At 59.8% G+C, this 18209-nt stretch carries 14 protein-coding genes, 1 tRNA gene and 1 pseudogene; 3 read left to right on the top strand and 13 right to left on the bottom strand.

The features are described 5' to 3' along the window. Positions 1-10: 10 nt before the first annotated feature. Both pfkB and ptsP read right to left on the bottom strand, forming a co-directional pair. Complete coding sequence (gene pfkB, locus ACOYXE_RS18420) at positions 11-952, bottom strand: 1-phosphofructokinase (RefSeq protein WP_460926387.1); 942 nt, start codon at positions 950-952, stop codon at positions 11-13. After that, positions 952-3813 carry a phosphoenolpyruvate--protein phosphotransferase gene (gene ptsP / locus ACOYXE_RS18425; protein WP_160055803.1) on the bottom strand — a complete coding sequence of 954 codons (2862 nt, stop codon included), beginning with the start codon at positions 3811-3813 and terminating at the stop codon, positions 952-954. The genes pfkB and ptsP overlap by 1 nt, the downstream gene beginning before the upstream one ends. 308 nt (positions 3814-4121) lie before the next feature. Here ptsP and cra point away from each other — a divergent pair, with 308 nt between their 5' ends. Next, positions 4122-5117: a catabolite repressor/activator gene (gene cra / locus ACOYXE_RS18430; protein WP_460926388.1), complete on the top strand. Its 996-nt coding sequence runs from the start codon at positions 4122-4124 to the stop codon at positions 5115-5117. Between the two features lie 3 nt (positions 5118-5120). Next, positions 5121-5897: a TatD family hydrolase gene (locus ACOYXE_RS18435; protein WP_160055799.1), complete on the top strand. Its 777-nt coding sequence runs from the start codon at positions 5121-5123 to the stop codon at positions 5895-5897. Positions 5898-6012: 115 nt separating this feature from the next. Here ACOYXE_RS18435 and ACOYXE_RS18440 read toward each other — a convergent pair whose 3' ends face one another. From ACOYXE_RS18440 to ACOYXE_RS18460, 5 genes and pseudogenes are all read right to left on the bottom strand, one after another. Beyond that, complete coding sequence (locus ACOYXE_RS18440; RefSeq protein WP_405124236.1) at positions 6013-6942, bottom strand: methyl-accepting chemotaxis protein; 930 nt, start codon at positions 6940-6942, stop codon at positions 6013-6015. Further along, positions 6919-8010: pseudogene (locus ACOYXE_RS18445) on the bottom strand (methyl-accepting chemotaxis protein); the annotation flags it as partial. The gene ACOYXE_RS18440 and the pseudogene ACOYXE_RS18445, both read right to left, overlap by 24 nt. A gap of 261 nt (positions 8011-8271) precedes the next feature. After that, positions 8272-9111, bottom strand: a complete 840-nt coding sequence (gene ampE, locus ACOYXE_RS18450) for a regulatory signaling modulator protein AmpE (protein ID WP_160055795.1) — start codon at positions 9109-9111, stop codon at positions 8272-8274. Continuing rightward, positions 9108-9668, bottom strand: coding sequence for a 1,6-anhydro-N-acetylmuramyl-L-alanine amidase AmpD (gene ampD, locus ACOYXE_RS18455; protein ID WP_077571048.1), 561 nt, complete (start codon positions 9666-9668; stop codon positions 9108-9110). The genes ampE and ampD overlap by 4 nt, the downstream gene beginning before the upstream one ends. A gap of 64 nt (positions 9669-9732) precedes the next feature. Continuing rightward, positions 9733-11913, bottom strand: coding sequence for a DUF1631 domain-containing protein (locus tag ACOYXE_RS18460; RefSeq protein ID WP_460926389.1), 2181 nt, complete (start codon positions 11911-11913; stop codon positions 9733-9735). Positions 11914-12281: 368 nt separating this feature from the next. Between ACOYXE_RS18460 and nadC the strand changes: the two genes are divergently transcribed. Further along, entirely contained in the window at positions 12282-13130 is an 849-nt protein-coding gene (nadC, locus tag ACOYXE_RS18465) for a carboxylating nicotinate-nucleotide diphosphorylase (protein WP_016986492.1), read from the top strand. Positions 13131-13219: 89 nt separating this feature from the next. Here nadC and ACOYXE_RS18470 read toward each other — a convergent pair whose 3' ends face one another. From ACOYXE_RS18470 to rbfA, 6 genes are all read right to left on the bottom strand, one after another. Beyond that, positions 13220-13519 (bottom strand): DUF6388 family protein, encoded by a 300-nt coding sequence (locus ACOYXE_RS18470; RefSeq protein ID WP_160060050.1) that lies wholly within the window; start codon positions 13517-13519, stop codon positions 13220-13222. Between the two features lie 242 nt (positions 13520-13761). Further along, positions 13762-13837: transfer RNA gene (locus tag ACOYXE_RS18475), tRNA-Thr, on the bottom strand. A gap of 193 nt (positions 13838-14030) precedes the next feature. Further along, on the bottom strand, positions 14031-16136 hold the full coding sequence (gene pnp, locus ACOYXE_RS18480) for a polyribonucleotide nucleotidyltransferase (RefSeq protein WP_007915263.1): 2106 nt from the start codon (positions 16134-16136) through the stop codon (positions 14031-14033). Positions 16137-16329: 193 nt separating this feature from the next. Next, positions 16330-16599, bottom strand: coding sequence for a 30S ribosomal protein S15 (gene rpsO / locus ACOYXE_RS18485; protein WP_003177875.1), 270 nt, complete (start codon positions 16597-16599; stop codon positions 16330-16332). A 142-nt stretch (positions 16600-16741) separates the two neighbouring features. Then, positions 16742-17659: a tRNA pseudouridine(55) synthase TruB gene (gene truB / locus ACOYXE_RS18490; RefSeq protein ID WP_160055789.1), complete on the bottom strand. Its 918-nt coding sequence runs from the start codon at positions 17657-17659 to the stop codon at positions 16742-16744. Positions 17660-17663: 4 nt separating this feature from the next. After that, entirely contained in the window at positions 17664-18065 is a 402-nt protein-coding gene (gene rbfA, locus ACOYXE_RS18495) for a 30S ribosome-binding factor RbfA (protein WP_007915259.1), read from the bottom strand. Between the last annotated feature and the right edge of the window lie 144 nt (positions 18066-18209).

Genomic DNA, 18209 nt, shown 5'->3' on the forward strand with positions numbered 1-18209 from the left:
ACAAACCCTCTTATTGTTCTGTCAGGGGACGCACGCGCACGCCCTGTTCGAGCTGCGCCACTTGCGCCACATCGTTGATGCCGAAACCGACCTGGGTCACCGCCATCGCCGCAATCGCGGTGGCGGTGCGCAGGGTTTGCTCAGGCGTGTCGGCGCTGAGCAAACCGTGAAGCATGCCGGCCAGCAACGAATCACCAGCACCGACCGTGCTGGCGACGCTGACCTTCGGTGGCGTGGCGTGCAGTGCCGAGCCGACGCTGAACCAGTTCACGCCGTCAGCACCGTGAGAAATCACCACGTGCTCGACGCCTTGCGCGTGCAAACGCGCCGCTGCTTGCGCTTCCGCCGCGTGCGAAACCACGTCACAACCGAGTGCATCGGCGAGTTCTTCGGTGTTCGGTTTGATCAGCCATGGACTGGCTTTCAAGGCTTCGCGCAATGCTGCGCCGCTGGAGTCGAGAGCGACTTTCAAGCCAAGCTGATTGAGCCGTTCGATCAGTTCACGCAACCACTGCGCCGTGACGCCACGCGGCAAACTGCCGGCGACCACTACGGCATCGTGACCCGGGGCAATCTGCTCCAGACGATCGAGCAACGCCTGCTGTGCAGCCGCATCGACCACTGGCCCCGGGCCGTTGATGTCGGTGATGCGGCCATCCTGTTCCGCGACTTTGATATTGCTGCGCGTCTCGCCCGGCACGCGGATGAATGTGTCGACAAAACCACGCTTGGCGAACAGGGTTTCGAACGCTTGCAGATTGTCTTCGCCGAGAAAGCCGCTGACCGTCAGTTGATGACCAAGGTCGGCCAGCACTTGCGCGACGTTCACCCCTTTGCCGGCAGCGTGGGTGTGCATCTCGTCGCTGCGATTGACCTGACCGGCCTCCAGCCGTGGCAGCTCGACGGTGAGGTCGAGCGCGGGGTTGAGGGTCAGGGTAAGAATCTTGGCCATTACAGGGCCTCCACTAATGCGCGCACTTCGTTGGCGCTGCCCACGGCCAAGGCCTGTTGAGCAAGGGTTTGCGCCTGGGTCAGGCTGAGTTCGCGGATGCGCGCTTTCACTTCAGCAATGCTGCGCCCGGAGACGCTGAGTTCATCGACACCGAGGCCAACCAGTACCGGAACTGCCAACGGATCAGCTGCGAGTTCGCCGCACACGCCGACCCATTTGCCATGGGCATGGGCCGCGCGCACGGTGATGTCGATCAGTTGCAGCACCGCCGGGTGCAAACCGTCGGCCTGCGCCGACAGGGTCGGGTGACCACGGTCGATGGCCAGAGTGTATTGGGTGAGGTCGTTGGTGCCGACGCTGAAGAAGTCGACTTCCTTGGCCAGCACCGGCGCAAGCAGAGCGGCGGACGGCACTTCGATCATGATCCCCAGCTGCAGATCGGCGACCGGGATTTCCAGACGCAGACGTTCGGTCATGTCGCGGGCCTGACGCCATTCTTCAACGCTGCCGACCATCGGGAACATGATTCGCAACGGACGGTTGTCCGCCGAACGCAGCAAGGCGCGCAATTGCGCTTCCATGATCTGTGGGCGCTGCAAGGTCAGGCGAATGCCGCGCACACCGAGGAACGGGTTTTCCTCTTTGGCGATCGGCCAATACGGCAGCGGTTTGTCGCCGCCGACATCCAGCGTGCGCACCACCAATGGCCGCCCGGCGAGGCCATCGAGGACGCGGCGGTATTCGGCTTCTTGCGTGGCTTCGTCCGGCGCTTGCGGATGGGCCATGAAAATCAGTTCGGTACGCAGCAGACCGATGCCTTCGGCGCCCTGCTCCACTGCACTGATCACGCCCGCGCTTTCGCCGATGTTGGCGAACACTTCGACCGCATGACCGTCGGTGGTGTGTGCCGGTTGATGGCGTTGTTCGGCGGCAATTTTCAGGCGTTGTTCGCGAGTGTCGCGTTCTTCGGCGGCGCGTTGCAGAGTCGCAGCATCGGCGTCGACGTGCAGGCGACCGCGTTGACCGTCGAGCAGCAACGGCGTGCCCGGCGCCAGCAACAACACCGCGGCGCCAGCGCCAACCAGTGCCGGAATCCCGAGGGCTCGCGCAACGATGGCACTGTGCGCGGTGGCGCCGCCGCGTGCGGTGAGAATCCCCGCGACACGCGCCGGGTCCAGACGCGCGACGTCGGACGGGCCGACCTCGTCCATCACCAGAATGTACGGTTGCTCAGGCTCGCTCGGGGTTTGCACACCACACAGTTGCGCCAGCACGCGCCGGCCGACGTCACGCAGGTCCGCCGCACGCTCGGCGAGCAACGCATCCTGTAGCGATTCCTGTTGTTTGGCCGCCGCTTCGATCACCGCCATCCACGCCGCTTCAGCGCTTTCGCCCTGCTTGAGGCGGGTGTCGACTTCGTCGGTGAGTTCCGGGTCGTCGAGCATCTCCTGATGAGTGATGAAGATTTCGCGGATGGCTTTGGCTTTGCTGCGTTCGATCAAGCCCTGAATGTCGCTGCGCACATCGCTGAGCGCTTGCTTGAGACGTTCGCGCTCAACGGCGGCGGACTCGCCGCGCAGCGGGTAATCGATGGTTTGCTGCACCTGAATATGCGCAGGCCCAATAGCAATGCCCGGTGCTGCCGGGATCGCCTGCAACTGAGCGCCGGACGCCGGAGCGATCAGCACTTCGGCGATGTCGGCGATGACTTCGCGCTGCTGGCTTACGGCTGGCAGCGGCTCCACTTCTTCGCCAAGGCCTTCTTCGATAGCGGCCAAGAGTGCCGGCAAGGCGTCAGCGGCGATGGTCGGTTCAGCGATCAACTCCAGCACCTGACCGCGACGGGCGCCGAGGCTGAGCAGTTTGCTCAAGCTCTTCACCGACACGGCGCTGTCCTGACCATCGACAATGCGCACGCGAATTTCGCCATCAAAACTCTTCGCCAGTTGCGCGAGGATCTTCGCCGGGCGCGCGTGCAAGCCATGGGCGTTAGCCAGGGCAATGCGTGCGCTTGGCCAATCGGCGGGCAACTCACCACCAAGCACTTCGAGAACTTTGCGGCTGCTGGTGGCGCGGCCCAATTCATGGCCGCGACCTTCGATCAGCAACGCACACAAACGTTCGAGCAGCGCTTGGTGCGCTTCGCCAAGACTGGCCAGGCAGAACAGACCACTGAGCGGTTGGCCGAGGTAGCGCATCGGTTTGTCCGGCGTGACGAACGCCAGGCCCGGACGCTTCACGGTTTGCTCGCTGTGCAACCACCACAAACCATCGCCCAACGGCAGCGCTTCGACCTGTTGCAGCACCGCCGAGAAACCGTTGCTCACACAATCGGCCTGACGCAACAGACGTGCGCCACGCCAGACGAGTTCTTCGAAATCATCGGCGGAGACGCCGAGGCCGATCATCTGTGCATCCAGCGCCAGTTCCTGCGGCGCGCCTTGCAGCAGTTTCAGCAGCGCTTCGGGGGAGCTGGCACGACGCAGGGCCTGGCCCAGATCGGTCTCGCCGAGGGCGCGGGTCAGCAGTTGCAGCAGGCGCAGGTGTTCGTCGGATTTGGCGGCGATGCCAATCGCCAGATAAACGGTCTGGCCATCGCCCCAATCCACGCCTTCCGGGAACTGCATCAAGCGCACGCCAGTGGCGAACACCTGATCGCGGGTTTCCGGGGTTCCGTGGGGAATGGCAATACCTTGACCGAGAAAGGTCGAGCCCTGGGCTTCCCGGGCCTGCAATCCGGCGAGGTAGCCGTCGGCGACCAGACCATCGGCCACCAGGTGATTGGCGAGCAGTTGCAGGGCAGCGGGTTTATCCACAGCCGATTGGCCCATGGATATCTGCTCTATAGTGAGCTCGAGCATGCGATCTCCTTTTTGGCGCTATATGAGTGCCAGGTATTGTTTTGGATGGTTTGCAGCTTAGGCGCTTTACCGCTTTGCTTTTCAGCGGCAGTTTTGGCGGTTTCACGGCAGCACCGGCCAAAGACGTCTAAAACGTAGAAAATACGCTTGCTGAAACGTTTAATCTAGATTGATCGGCACGTTACTCGATAATGTCCCATCCTTGAAGTCCAACTTGTCGGATGCGCTGCGACAATAGTCGCCTGCCCTAATCGGGTAGGATTGGCGAAAATGTGGCGGCAAGCTCGAATAAACAAGGAAATACCGGGTTGAAACTCAGTGATATCGCGCGGTTGGCCGGAGTGTCCGTGACCACCGCCAGCTACGTCATCAACGGCAAGGCCGAACAGCAACGCATCAGCACCGCCACCGTCGAGCGGGTGCGGGCGGTGGTCGATCTGCACGGCTTCACGCCAAACCCTCAAGCGGCCGGGCTGCGCAGTCGGCACACGCGCACGCTGGGCTTTATTCTGCCGGATCTGGAAAACCCCAGTTACGCGCGGATCGCCAAGCTGCTCGAGCAAGGTGCGCGGGCGCGCGGCTATCAATTGCTGATCGCCAGCTCCGACGATGCGCCAGACAGCGAGCGGCAGTTGCTGCAACTATTCAAGGCGCGCCGCTGCGATGCGCTGATCGTCGCCAGTTGCCTGCCGGCCGGTGATGACAGTTACCGACAGCTACAGGCCAAAGGGCTGCCGATCATCGCCATCGACCGGGTCATGGAACCGGAGCATTTCTGTTCGGTGATCAGTGACGACCGCGAGGCCAGCCAGCACCTGACCCAGAGCCTGCTCGATCCGCAGCCGAAGCAGATCGTTCTGCTCGGTGCGCGCCCGGAACTGAGCATCAGCCAGGAACGTGCCGCCGGTTTCAAGCAAGCCTTGGTCGACTTCAAAGGTGAAGTGCTGGTCGAGCACGCTGAATCTTTCAGCCGTGAGTGCGGCAAGCAATTGATGGAAGAACTCCTGCAACGTCTGGGGCATTTGCCCGACGCGTTGGTGACGACTTCGTACGTACTGCTGCAAGGCGTGTTCGACGCGCTGCATGACTTCCCGCTGAAATCGCGACCGCTGCGCCTCGGCACCTTCGGCGATACGCAATTGCTGGATTTCCTGCCGCTGCCGGTCAACGCCATGGCCCAGCAACACCAGTTGATCGCCGACAAGGCGCTGGAACTGGCGCTGGCGGCGGTCGAGCAGTCGGAGTACAAGCCCGGCGTACAGGCCATCGCGCGGACCTTCAAGCAGCGTATTCACCAGGACTGAGCCGTGGAGCTGATCGACAGCCACACCCACCTCGACTTCCCCGACTTCGATGCCGATCGCCCGGCGTTGCTCGCCGAAAGCCGCGCCCTCGGGGTGCGGCGGATGGTGGTATTGGGGGTTTATGAGGGTAACTGGCAACGGGTGTGGGATCTGGTGCAGAGCGATGCGGATTTGTATGCGGCATTCGGTCTGCATCCGGTGTATCTCGATCAGCATCGTCCTGAGGATTTGTTGGCTCTGGGTGATTGGCTGACGCGGCTGCGTGGTCATCGGCAGTTGTGTGCGGTGGGCGAAATCGGTCTGGATTACTTCGTCGAAAACCTCGACCGCGAGCGGCAACAGGCGCTGTTCGAGGCGCAGCTGCAATTGGCCGCTGACTTTCATTTGCCAGCGCTGATCCATGTACGCCGCAGCCATGCGGCGGTTATTGCGACGCTCAAACGCTTCAAGCTCAAACGCGCGGGAATCATCCACGCCTTTGCCGGTAGCCGTGAAGAAGCACGGGAGTACATCAAACTCGGTTTCAAACTGGGCCTCGGCGGCGCACCGACCTGGCCGCAGGCGTTGCGCATGCATCGAGTGATTGCGGAACTGCCGCTGGAGTCGATCGTGCTGGAAACCGATTCGCCGGACATGGCGCCTGCGATGTTTCCCGGTCAGCGCAACAGCCCGGCGCACTTGCCGGCGATTTGTGAGGCGTTGGCGGAGTTGATGAATATATCCCCGCAACAACTCGCCAGCGCCAGCACCGCCAACAGCTGCGAAGTGTTCGGCTGGTAACACATCTCCCCTGTAGGAGTTGTCGAGTGAAACGAGGCTGCGATCTTTTGATCTTTGAAATCAAGATCAAAAGATCGCAGCGTGCCGCAGCTCCTACAGGGGATTTGTGTATTGCTTAGACGCGGAAGGCGCTGATCAGTTGTTTAAGCTCAACAACTTGGGCAGACAACGCGCGGCTGGCATCTTCGGTCTGGTGCGCACCTTGCGCTGTGCGCTCGCCGGCGCGGTTGATCTCGACGATGTTCTGGTCGATGTCATGGGCCACCGCCGTTTGCTGCTCAACTGCAGCGGCAATCTGCTGGTTCTGATCGACGATCATGCCGACCGCGCCGAGGATGTTTTCCAGCGCCTGCTGGACTTTCTCCGACTGCCCGACTGTGCCGTTGGCCATCTGATGGCTGACGCCCATGGCTTTCACCGCCGCGCCGACACCGCCGTGCAGTTTGGCGATCATCTGTTCGATTTCTTCGGTCGATTGTTGAGTGCGTTTGGCCAAGGTGCGCACTTCGTCTGCGACCACAGCAAAACCACGTCCCTGCTCGCCGGCACGCGCCGCTTCGATCGCGGCATTCAGCGCCAGCAAGTTGGTCTGTTCGGCGATGCTCTTGATCACTTCCAGTACACGGCTGATCGACTGACTGTCGCTGGCCAACTGGTTGATCACCAGCACTGACTGGTCAATCTCGCTGGCCAGCGCGGCAATGCTGCCCTGCTGTGACTCGACCAGGCCACGACCACTGATAGTCTCGTCATTGACGCTTTGGGCACTGCTCACTGCCGCGGCGGCACTGCGCGCCACCTCCAGTGAGGTCGCCGACATCTGGTTCATCGCCGTTGCCACTTGCTCGATCTGCGTACGTTGCCCGGCGACCGCCTGATTGCTCTGCGCTGAGACGTTTTCAACCTGCCCGGCCTGACGCTCGACCTCGGCGACGGTCTGGCCCACCCGCTCGATCAAGTCGTGAATCTTCCTCACCGTGCCGTTGAACACCTCGCCCAACTCACCTAACTCATCGCGACTGCTGGCCTTGAAGTTGACCGTCATGTCCCCCGCCGCGACCTTGTCCATCATTGCTCCAAGGCGTTTCAGCGTGGTGCGGGTCGAGGCGTAGAAGCCACCGTAGAGATAGAAAATCAGCACGAACACCACCGACAGCGCCACGGCTTGCAAGACCATGTGCGTACGGTTCTGCGCCAGACGCTGCTGCAATTGGGTATCGAGGAATTTCAACGTGGCTTCGTTGAGCTCATAGGTCTTGCCGATCAGCCCAGTGACCTGATCGTAAAAAGCCTGCCACGGCGCATCGAGGGTGTCGGCCATCACCACCTGCTCTTCGAACAGTTCGCTGGCCTGTTTCAGCGAAGCCTTGCTGCTGTCGGCCGCCGCGCTGAGGTTGTCCCCCGCGGCTTTGCTGGAGCCGAGGGCGTCCTGCAATTTCAGACCATACTCGGCCTGGAGTTTTTCGATCTGCACCAGCAACTCATCAAAACGCGTACTCGATGAACTGTTGAGAAAACCCTGACCCAATGAATACGAACCCATGGCCCGGCCTTCGCCGAGAGTTTGCGTGACGCTCGGCGTGATCAGGGTGACCAGTTCGCTGAGCTGACGGATATCGCTCTGGTTATCACGGCTCAGCCCGGCCTGACTGGTGATGATCTGGCTGAAAATCTGCGCACTGGCCAGTAGTTTGCCGATTAACGCGCTTTTGCTCTGCAGCGAGTTCTCCACTTGCTGGGCCTTGAACGCGGCGATCATTTCATCGCGTTTGCCGTCGAATACCTGGATCTGCTCGGGATCGTCGGTCATCGCCGTCAGCCCTTGCAGGCGTGCCAGAACCGCTTGTTCGAGCGTGGTGATCTGCGCCTCGACATTCCCGGCCTTGCCGGACTGGCCGAGGGTGACGTTGATCTGCACCAGATTGTTGAGGGTTTCCAGATCCCGGCGCAGAGCCAGGCTGCTGCCCAGCAGATCAAGGCTTTGCAGCTCGACGCGGGTGCCTTGGAATTCGCGATAGGAATCGCGCACCAGATAGAAATTGGTCACCAGCATCGGCACCAGGAACAGCACGCTGATCAGGCTGAACTTCATGCCGAAGCTCAGACGGTTCATCAGCGAGACAGCGGGATAGAGCAAGCTCTTCACTGGAAGTCTCCCTTGGTTTTTCTTGTTTTTATTGGCGGGCGCGGGGCGACAGCAGATAGCCACTATCGGGCGCCATCTCTGTATAGCTCAAATCGAAGGGAGGTTTTGTAACTTAAGGTTAACGACAAAAAGATCGCAGCCTGCGGCAGCTCCCACAGGAAACACACAATCCCTGTGTAGGAGCTGCCGCAGGCTGCGATCTTTTGATCCTTCTTTAAATCAGTGAAATCAGTGGATCAGAACTGTCCACAAAGCAAACCCGGCATACCACAGCACTGCCGCGCGCAGCAGCAGTTCCCACAGGCAATCGAGGGTGTTGATGCCTTCCGGCCCGACCACCGGAGGTGGAATCTCGCCCGCCGCCAAACCGACCCGATTGATCAGTTGCGCCGCGCTGATGTTCCAGTTGAGCAGTTCATGCAGCATCACCCGGCTGACCGCAACAAAGTTGCCGACCAGTGCCAGGCTCGCAGCCAGCAAGCGTACCGGCAGCCAGTCAAATGCATGCCGCAGTTGCGCGGCGCGCTCGACCAGCGCCGGGTTCTGACCGTGCTCCTGCGCCAGCGCCAACAGGCGATACGCCAATGCCGCTACCGGGCCGAGCACGAAATACCAGAAGATCACCGCAAAAAAGCTCTGGTAGGCCTGCCACAGCAGATGCGCCTGCACACGTTCGAGCAACTGCTCGCCGCTGTCGGCGCAGATGTTCAGATCGCGCTTGGCCACGTGCGCTGCGGCTTGCAAATCCTCACGGCGCCAGGCATCACGGAACGGCCCGAGGCCGCCGAGCAAGTCGCCGCGCCCCAGGCTGTAAATCACCACCAGTAAATGCACCGGCAACGCCAGCAAGCCGTAAGCCACCGGCTCCAGCACCACCAGCAACAGCGCCAGCAAGGCCACCGGAAACAGCACCAGAATGCTCAGCACCAGCCAAGGCTGTTTGGCCAGCCGCTCGCTGCTTTCGAGTTTGTTCAGTTCGCGGATCCATCCGCCATCGCGTTGAACCCGATGACGCAGGGCCGAAAACTTCTCGATCCACAGCGCCAGCAGTAACACCAGAAAACTCATTGTCCTTCCTCTTGTGCCAGGGCTGCGCGGTAACGCGCCCAGTCGAATGCCGGGCCAGGATCGGTCTTACGCCCGGGTGCTATGTCGCTGTGCCCACAAATGCGGGCGCCGGTGATGGCCGGAAATGCTGTCTGCAACTGGCGGGTCAACGCCGTCAACGCCTGATACTGCGCGTCGGTGAACGGTAGATCATCGGTGCCTTCGAGCTCGATGCCCACGGAAAAATCATTACAGGTTTCGCGCCCTTCGAACATCGATACACCCGCATGCCACGCCCGCTCAAGACAGGAGACAAACTGGGTGACCTTGCCGTCACGTTCGATCAGAAAATGCGCCGAGACGCGTAGGTCGGCGATACCTGCAAAGTAGGGATGTTCGGTGACATCCAGACGATTCTGGAAAAACTCCTGCACCTTGCCCGTGGCGAACTGCGCTGGCGGCAGGCTGATGTTGTGGATGACCAACAGGGAAATTTCGCCCGCAGGGCGTTCATTGAAGTTGGGCGATGGGCAAACCTGCACCCCGTGACACCACCCGCTAGCGGGATCCAACTGCATACCGATTCCTTCAACGCCGACTCTGTTGGCGCCCAGTATGCCGTGATCGGCCCCCGGCGCGCGATCACTTGCCGCGATTGAGTCGCCGCAGATTGCCCAGCACCGATTCGAGTGCGCGGTCGAACAGCAAGGTATCGTCCAGCGCACGCACCGTGCCACGCTGGAATTCCACGGCCAGCGCGATGCGGCTGCGCTCCAGCACCTTCATCCCGGTTCGATCGACAAATACATACTTGCCGGTGGCTTCGATGATGGCTGCGAGCTTGCAGCGCAGGCTGTTTTCATCGTCCTCACGAAAAGCGACCCAACTGCCCAGGCGCAGTTGCTCGACCTGACGCAGACCGGCGGCGTCGTGGGGCAAGCGTACCGATGTCATCGCCATTGCGCTTTCATCGGCGGTGTGCAGCACGATCTGTTGCGACACTTCGATCATGGGGGTGGCCTGATCCGATTCGACGGAACGCTCCAGCACACGTACATGCAGGGCTTCCAGCTCACTGAAAAACTCGCTGGTGGCGAACGGATCGAACGCTGAACTGCTCAGGCCATCACGCAGCGATTTGAGCAACCCCGGCACCAGTGCCAGCAAGCGCAGGCTGGATTCGGTGTCTTCATGACGCTGCACACTCCAGATCAATTGCTCCATGGTTTGCACATCGGCCTGCCATTCGGCTGACTGATCGCCATGCTTGAGGCAGGTCAGCAGCAATACTTTGCTCCAGGCGTCCTGGACGAACGTGACCACGGACGGCGGCAGCGTCTTACCCAGCAGCGCTTGATTCAGCGCCCGCTCGACCCGGCGCCGGGCCAGTTCGGTTTTTGCCCGCCCTTCTTCGGCGTCACGCAGACGCTGTTCAAGTAGCTCACTGCGGCGGCGCTCATCGCTGGTGAACGCAAGGAAATCGGCGAGCAACTCAGAGAAAATCGCCGGGTCATCAACAAAGTCAGTCAGCAGGCGCTGCACCACTTGTTCGATACGCAGGTACAAGCTGTCGCGCGCGTCACTGTCGCAGTCGCCCCAACCCATCGCCGCCTCGGCGATTTCGTTGAGCAGGCGCCGCGCCGGATGGGTGCTGCGACTGAAGAAACTCTTGTCGAGCACCGCGACCTTGAGCATCGGGATCTGCAACCGCGCGATCAGAGCCTTGAGCGAATCCGGCACATTGCGGTCTTCAAGAATGCAGTCGAAGACCATGGCGATCAGGTTGATCACGTCTTCGTCCGCATCGCCGACGATCCGCGATTTTCCACTTCTGACGCTGACGCGAGTCAGCAGTTGTTCGAGCTGATTGCGCAGATCGAAGTCATCCTGTGCCGCCAGCGCCGGCACGTACTGTTGCAAGTGCGAGAGCAGACGGAGCAGGTCGCGGGTGGAAATCGGTTGCGCCGCAACGCTGGGTTCCAGCGTCGGGGCAACACTGCCACGCACATGCGCGAGCAATTGCTGCAGCGCGGCGAAGACCTCCTGCACGCCTTCATCGACGGGCGGCGTGTCGTCGCTTTCATCGTTGCTCACACTGGCGATCGCACGATCAATGGCGCGCCGTGCCGGGGCGGCCTTCAACTCGGGCAACACACCGGTGGCAAGCAGCAATTGATTGGCTTCGGCGTAGAGCTGTTCGGTATCGGCCAAGACATAACGCTCGAAGAGTTTGAGCAGGATCAGCTTGACCTTGATTTCCACACCCAGGTTACGCCCGACCTGGAGGAAAAACTCGCAGAGCAGCGCCGGGCCGAGCGGGTTGTGTTGATCGTCGAGGGTGTTGCCGAGTAGCGCGTTAAGCCGCGCGGTCAGTTGATCGAGGGCGAAGCCGTCACGCTTGAGTACGCGACCGACCATGGTCTCGACCGCCACGCTGCGTTCCATGTCGTCGCTGCGCGGCGCCAACTCGTCATATATCAGGGCATGGGGCAGCGTGTTGTGCGTGGGGTCGTATTGCGTCAGGCCAACGAAAGCTTCAAAGAATTGCTCAAGAAAACCACGCTCGATGTTTTTGCGCTTGAGGCGCAGGTCGCGCATGGCTTCGAAAAAGATGTTCTGTTCGACGTCGTTGCGCGCCCGGTCGGCCATTTCGAACAGCGTGTCATCGGCGTTATCGAACAGCTCCTGCAAACCGTGGCGCAGTTGCTGGGCAGCCTTGTCGCGAACCTGAAGCAGAATCACAGGCAGGCGGGCGAGCGGCGAATGATTCGCCTGATCGGCAGTGCCTTTGTGCAAAGGCACCACTTTCCCGTCGTTGTGCATCCAAGCCTCCTGAAACGGTGATTCGTTCGGTCAAGCCAACCCGGATCCCTGTGGGAGCGAGCCTGCTCGCGATGGCGGTGTATCAGCCGCAGCAATGTCACTGAGAGCATGCATTCCCGAGCAGGCTCGCTCGCACAAGCTCAATCCGGACGTCAAAGCTATGACGTCAAATGCAAGGCGGATTATCTTTCATAACTTGTACCCGACGCCATAGCCGTCAGGGTTTCCCCTATGCCCTTTCAGTGACCATGTCCCGGCACGGTTTGCTCAAAGAAAATCGACAAGATGCAGGCAAGCACGCGCGTCTCGCCTTGGGTTGGCTCGCGCCATGCCCCTATAATCAAACCACTTTGTTTGTGGAGCCCGTTATGCCGAATCTACGTCTCGCCGATTTGACCGCCGAAATCGAAGCCAACGTGCGCCGTGCGTTGCTCGAAGACATCGGCAGCGGCGACATCACCGCGCAACTGATCCCGGCCGAACGCCTGGCCAAAGCCACCATCATCACTCGCGACGCGGCTGTCATCTGCGGCACCGCTTGGGTCGATGCGGTGTTTCGTCAGCTTGATCCGCGGGTCGCGGTGCATTGGCAAGTGGTCGATGGCGAGCGGGTCAAGCCCAATCAGCCGTTGTTTCATCTGGAAGGGCCGGCCCGTTCGCTGCTGACCGGTGAACGCAGTGCGCTGAACTTCCTGCAGTTGCTCTCCGGCGTAGCCACCCGCGCGCAGTACCTGGCCGATTTCGTGGGTACCACTCAGGTCAAACTGCTCGACACCCGCAAGACCTTGCCAGGCCTGCGTCTGGCCCAGAAATACGCGGTGACCTGCGGTGGCTGCCACAACCATCGCATCGGTCTGTACGACGCCTTCCTGATCAAGGAAAACCACATCGCCGCCAGCGGTGGCATTCCACAAGCCATTGCCGCCGCGCACAAGATTGCGCCGGGCAAACCGGTGGAAGTCGAAGTGGAAAGTCTGGATGAACTGAAGGAAGCACTGGCCGCCGGCGCCGACATCATCATGCTCGACGAACTGAGTCTGGACGACATGCGCGAAGCCGTGCGCCTGAATGGCGGCAAGGCGAAACTGGAGGCCAGCGGCGGCATCAACGAAAGCACGCTGCTGCCGATCGCCGAAACCGGGGTGGACTACATCTCGATCGGTGCGATGACCAAGGATGTCAAAGCGGTGGATCTGTCGATGCGCCTCAGCCTTTAAACAGCAGCGGCAAGTTCCAAGCTACAAGCTGCAAGCCACAGCGCTTTTGCGTTGACTTGCAGCTTGCCGCTTAAAGCTCGTAGCTGCTGTTATACGACGAGATTGTTCATCTCGCAGTAGTCATCCCACTCGACACCCAGCACTTCAGCCGCCTCTTTGTGTAGCACAAGGCGCTGCGCCTCGAACTCCTCCGGCGTGCTCGTGTACTTGAGTGTCAGCTCCCACGGCTGCAAACCCTGGGCTTCGGCTTCGTCTTCAAAGGCCCACTGGATCTGATCCTTTTGATCATCAGGACTCAGGTCCTTGATCTCTTCTTTCAGGTCCGGAACGTCCAGAATGTACTTTTCCAGCGCTTGTTGATGACGTTGCTCTTGAGTTAATTCGGTCATGGCGTTCTCGCTGATCGTAAGAATGGAGGATGGATCTGGATCATCAAGGATCTCTCTGACGCGGATTTTTCCGGCCTTCGGAACCATTCGGGATCATCTGAAAACTGCTGGGCGATGCTCATGCAGGCAACGAATATAGGACGTTTGCATAACGAATTACACGGCTCTTTACATCTCTCCCACAAAAAGCTGACCTGCGGAACATAAATCCGCATGGCAATGAGCGGGAGTGAGGAAAACGGTGGTGCCCGAGACAGGAATCGAACCTGCGACCTTCGCGTTACGAGTGCGCTGCTCTACCGGCTGAGCTACACGGGCGGTGGGCTAAACCTAGCACCGGTTTTCACAAAAGCAAAGATCACAGCCTGCGGCAGCTCCTGCATGATCGGGTTATCACACCGCTTTGTAGGAGCTGCCGCAGGCTGTGATCTTTTGATCTTTATGCCAGACAAAAAAATGCCCCGCCGTTTTCACGGCGGGGCATTTTCATTGCGCTAACGCTTTGGGCTGATTAAACGCCCGAAGCCTTGGCAGCTGCCACGTCTTTGATGGACAGCTTGATACGGCCGCGGTTGTCCACGTCCAGTACCAGCACTTCCACTTCCTGGCCTTCTTTCAGAATGTCGGTCACTTTCTCTACGCGAGCGTCGCTCAGCATCGAGATGTGAACCAGACCGTCCTTGCCTGGCAGGATGTTGACGAATGCGCCGAAGTCGACGATGCGCTCAACCTTGCCCACGTAGATCTTGCCGATCTCGGCTTCAGCAGTGATGCCCAGAACGCGCTGACGTGCAGCTTCAGCAGCTTCCTTGGTTTCGCCGAAGATCTTGATCGAACCGTCGTCTTCGATGTCGATCGAAGCCTTGGTTTCTTCGCAGATCGCACGGATGGTCGCGCCACCTTTACCGATAACGTCACGGATCTTGTCGGTGTCGATTTTCATCGCGATCATGGTCGGAGCGTTGGCCGACAGTTCGGTACGCGACTGGCCGATGATCTGGTTCATCTGACCGAGAATGTTCAGGCGCGCTTCCAGGGCTTGGCCCAGAGCGATTTCCATGATCTCTTCGGTGATGCCTTTGATCTTGATGTCCATCTGCAGCGCGGTAACACCTTTGGCGGTACCGGCTACTTTGAAGTCCATGTCGCCCAGGTGGTCTTCGTCACCGAGGATGTCGGTCAGAACTGCGAATTTCTCGCCTTCTTTAACCAGACCCATGGCGATACCGGCAACCGGCGCCTTCATCGGCACACCAGCGTCCATCAGGGCCAGGGAAGCGCCGCAAACGGAAGCCATCGAGCTCGAACCGTTGGATTCGGTGATTTCCGAAACCACACGGATGGTGTACGGGAACACGTCAGCGGCTGGCAGCATGGCCGAAACCGAACGACGGGCCAGACGGCCGTGACCGATTTCACGACGACCAGCGCCACCCATGCGACCACATTCGCCTACCGAGAACGGAGGGAAGTTGTAGTGCAGCATGAACGGGTCTTTTTTCTCGCCTTCCAGGGTGTCCAGCAGCTGTGCGTCACGGGCTGTGCCCAGAGTCGCGACTACCAGAGCCTGGGTTTCACCACGGGTGAACAGGGCCGAACCGTGGGTTTTCGGCAGAACGCCGACTTCGATGTTCAGCGGACGTACGGTTTTGGTGTCGCGACCGTCGATACGTGGCTTGCCGTTTACGATGTTTTCGCGAACGGTGCGGTATTCGATTTCGCCGAAAGCCGCTTTGACTTCGCTGGACGAAGGTTGGCCTTCTTCACCGGACAGCTTGGCAACAACCTGATCCTTCAGCTCACCCAGGCGAGCGTAACGGTCGGCCTTGACGGTGATGGTGTAAGCCTGGGAGATCGCTTCGCCGAACTCGGCACGGATAGCGCCCAGCAGTTCGGTGGCTTCTGGAGCCGGAGCCCAGGTCCAGGTTGGCTTGGCAGCTTCAGCAGCCAGTTCTTTAACCGCGTTGATCACCACCTGGAATTCGTCGTGAGCAAACAGTACCGCGCCCAGCATCTGGTCTTCGGTCAGCTCTTTGGCTTCCGATTCAACCATCAGTACGGCGTCCGAAGTACCGGCAACGACCATGTCCAGGCTCGAAGCAGCTTGCTGCTCGTAAGTCGGGTTCAGCAGGTAGCCGGTGCTTTCGTGGAAAGCTACGCGAGCGGCGCCGATCGGACCGTCGAACGGAATGCCCGAGATCGCCAGGGCAGCCGAGGTACCGATCATCGCAGCGATGTCCGGATCGGTTTTCTTGCTAGTGGAAACGACGGTGCAGACAACCTGCACTTCGTTCATGAAGCCTTCTGGGAACAGCGGACGGATCGGACGGTCGATCAGTCGGGAAGTCAGGGTTTCTTTCTCGGAAGGACGGCCTTCACGCTTGAAGAAACCGCCAGGGATCTTACCGGCAGCGTAAGTCTTTTCCTGGTAGTGAACCGACAGAGGGAAGAAGCCCTTGCCTGGATCGGCTTGTTTTGCACCGACTACAGTCACCAATACGCTGACGTCGTCGTCAACGGTGACCAATACTGCGCCGGAGGCCTGACGGGCGATACGGCCAGTCTCGAGGGTAACGGTCGATTGACCGAACTGGAATTTTTTGATTACCGGGTTCACGGTGTCCTACCTTCTTTGTGGCTCTTGGGGGAACTGGTTTCTTGCGAATTCTTGGGCAATGTCGGGAGTCGGCCCTACGTCTGTCCAGGGTAAAACGTGTATCCAGATAAAACTTGAGGCTGGGAGCCTGCAAGCCGCCGGCGGTAAACCGCAGACGTCCGACAGACAACCAACCTCATAGCGCAATCGCTGATTAGCGACGCAGACCCAGGCGACCGATCAGAGTCTGATAACGACCCAGATCCTTGCCTTTCAGGTAGTCCAGCAGCTTGCGACGCTGGTTTACCATGCGGATCAGACCACGACGGGAGTGGTGATCTTTACCGTTGGCCTTGAAGTGACCTTGCAGCTTGTTGATGTTGTGGGTCAGCAGTGCAACTTGCACTTCTGGCGAACCAGTGTCACCAACAGCTTGCTGGTAGTCAGCAACGATTTGAGCTTTTTCTTGAACGTCGAGAGCCATGAGGCAATCCTTTTATCAGGAAACTGTTTCAGGGAAACAGCTTCAACAGGCCAGGGACAAATCCCTGTATCTATAAATGAGTAGTGACCGTGCCTGTTAACAGCCACCCTCGCCAGCCTGCTTTGACACAGACCGGTTTCGGTCATTCCGACCGAATCAGTCGACGTGGTGCAATGCGCCCGTCTTCGCTCACTTCACCGATACCGATGAAGCGACCATTGTGATCCTGTACTCGTACCATGCCGAACTTCGGAGCATCCGGGGCACGTACCGGCTGGCCGTTGAGCCAGTAGAACGCGCTCGCTTCCGAGAAATGCAGCAGTGGCCAATCCTGCAGGCCGCTGTCCGATGGCATCAGGAAGCGATCCACCGCTTCGTTGCCACCTTCGGCATGTACCGTTTCAAGCTCTTCGAGGGTCACGGTCTGCGCCAGGGTGAAAGGCCCGGCCTGAGTACGGCGCAATTCAGCGACGTACGCACCACAACCGAGTTGCTCACCGATATCCTCCACCAGGGTGCGAATATAGGTGCCCTTGCTGCAATCCACCGCAAGACGCGCAGTATCGCCTTCGAAGGCCAGTAATTCCAAGCGCGCAATAGTAACAGAACGCGGTTCGCGCTCCACTACTTCGCCTGCACGCGCCAACTTGTACAGCGGCTGGCCATCACGCTTGAGCGCCGAGTACATCGGCGGTATCTGACTGATTTGCCCACGAAATTTCGGCAATGCCGCTTCGACATCGGCGCGACCAACGGTCACCGGGCGCTCCTGCAAAACCTCACCTTCAGCATCTGCCGTGGTGGTGGTCTTGCCCAGTTGCGCCAGGGTTTCATAAGCCTTGTCGGAATCGAGCAGGTATTGCGAGAACTTGGTGGCCTCACCGAAGCACAACGGCAAGACGCCGGTGGCCAGCGGATCGAGGCTACCGGTGTGCCCGGCTTTTTCGGCGTTGAGCAACCAGCGAACCTTCTGCAACGCGGCGTTGGAGGTGAATCCCAACGGTTTGTCGAGCAGGATGATGCCGCTGACGTTACGACGGATACGTTTGACCTGAGCCACCGAATTACTCCTTGGTGTCTTCAGGTTCAGCAGCGACCGGATGCTGATTGTCTTCAGCCACGGCACGCTCGATCAGGGCCGACAGGTGCGCACCACGGACAACGGATTCGTCGTAGTGGAAGTGCAATTGCGGCACGCTGCGCAGTTTCATTTCACGGGCCAGTTGCATACGCAGGAAACCTGCGGCGGCATTCAGCACCTTGATGCTTTGTGCGATATCTTCGGCGTTGTCCTGGCCCATCACGGTGATGAAGATCTTCGCGTGACCGACGTCACGGCTGACTTCTACTGCGGTAATGGTGACCAGGCCGACGCGCGGGTCTTTGACTTCGCGACGGATCAGTTGAGCCAGCTCGCGCTGCATCTGATCGCCGATACGTTGGGTACGGCTGTATTCTTTTGCCATGATTTTGTTACCTGTTACTGCCCCGCGGCGAAACCCGCAAGGTCTGAAAGCGGCAAACGCCCGGCCTGACAAAAGCCAGACCGGGCGTTGCGTTTAGAGTCCGGGTGATGCGCCACACTGTTGAGTGCGGCCGACCATCACGGC

It is taken from the genome of Pseudomonas sp. MC6 (assembly GCF_054790575.1).